We start from the raw sequence: 1,627 nt of genomic DNA on the forward strand, positions 1-1,627 counted from the left end.
AAACGGCCTGGCCGACATCAACGATCCGGAGACCGGACAGCCGGGCGCCTGGACCGAGCCGAAGGCCTTCTCCGGTCTGCTGAAGACCTTCCTGGGCCCGGTGGATGACAAGGAGGGTCTGCACTACCTGCGCCCGGAGACCGCGCAGGGTATCTTCACGAACTTCAAGAACGTGATGACCACCTCCCGCCAGAAGCCGCCGTTCGGCATCGCACAGGTCGGTAAGTCCTTCCGCAACGAGATCACCCCGGGTAACTTCATCTTCCGCACCCGTGAGTTCGAGCAGATGGAGATGGAGTTCTTCGTCAAGCCGGGCGAGGACGAAGAGTGGCACCAGTACTGGATCGATGATCGCCACCAGTGGTACATCGACCTGGGTATTAACCCCGATAACCTGCGCCTTTACGAGCACCCGAAGGAGAAGCTGTCCCACTACTCCAAGCGCACCGTGGATGTGGAGTACGCCTTCCACTTCAACGGCTCCAAGTGGGGCGAGCTCGAGGGCGTGGCCAACCGCACCGACTACGACCTGCGCGTTCACTCCGAGGGCTCGGGCGAGGATCTCAGCTACTACGACCAGGCTGCGGACGAGCGTTGGATCCCGTACACCATCGAGCCCGCCGCCGGCCTCGGCCGTGCGATGATGGCCTTCCTTGTTGACGCCTACACGGAAGAAGAAGTACCGAATGCGAAGGGTGGCACGGACACCCGCACGGTGCTGAAGCTGGACCGCCGTCTGTCTCCCGTCAAGATCGCCGTTCTGCCGCTGTCCAAGAAGGAGACGCTGACGCCGACCGCGGAGAAGATCGCCGACCAGCTGCGCGGCTTCTGGAACGTGGATTACGACACCTCCGGTGCTATCGGCCGCCGCTACCGTCGCCAGGACGAGATCGGCACGCCGTTCTGCGTCACTGTCGACTTCGACACCCTCGAGGACAACGCCGTGACCGTGCGCGAGCGCGACACGATGGAGCAGGAGCGCATCAAGATCGAGGATCTGCAGAGCTACTTCGCTGAGCGACTGGCGGGCTGCTAAGCATGTCGAGTGACATTCGCTGGGGTCTGCCGAGTGACGGGCACACGTTCCCCATCTACGAAGGTCCCAGCAATGACCTCGTGAAGGTGGCAGAGTTCGCCGACGAGCGCGGCGTCACCAACATCCGCTTCGGTGGCGACACGTGGCAGCTGAGCGGCCCCGACAGTAGCGATGGCTGCACCGCGTCGGCGACGACCCAGACGGGCACCTGGACAGTGACCGGCAACGGCAAGAGCTTCGGCAAGTCGGACCGTTACGAGGTGCAGGCCGACCGGCACCACGTGACGATCATTGCGGAGACGAAGAAGAACTTCGTGCTGGACATCGATGGCGAGAAGGTGGGACAGTTCACCAGCGAGAATCGTGGCCTGCGGAACCTGCACGTGGAGTTCGAGGGTGCGGGGGAGAAGCTGCCGATCGACGTGCGCGTGTTCATTTCCTGGGCGGCGCGGCTGTGCATGGAGACGCGGATGATCAGCTCTTCGTGGGCGATCACCATCGCGCTTTTGCTGTGCATCCCGATCGTGGTGCTCTACTGGATTGGGTTTATCTAAATCGCCGGATTGGGGGGGGTGGCGGGGAGCTGGGTTT

The 1,627-nt window shown here is 62.8% G+C and carries 2 protein-coding genes; both read left to right on the top strand.

Features of this window, described 5'->3' with window-relative positions; genetic code table 11:
* Nucleotides 1–1,036 (top strand): glycine--tRNA ligase (locus Q0331_RS10725; protein ID WP_298076347.1); only part of this gene is annotated, 1,036 nt, incomplete at its 5' end.
* A 2-nt stretch (nt 1,037–1,038) separates the two neighbouring features.
* Nucleotides 1,039–1,590: a hypothetical protein gene (locus tag Q0331_RS10730; RefSeq protein ID WP_298076348.1), complete on the top strand. Its 552-nt coding sequence runs from the start codon at nt 1,039–1,041 to the stop codon at nt 1,588–1,590.
* The last annotated feature ends 37 nt before the right edge of the window (nt 1,591–1,627 follow it).

The sequence above is a fragment of the uncultured Corynebacterium sp. genome (assembly GCF_937999985.1).
Taxonomy (GTDB): Bacteria; Actinomycetota; Actinomycetes; order Mycobacteriales; family Mycobacteriaceae; genus Corynebacterium.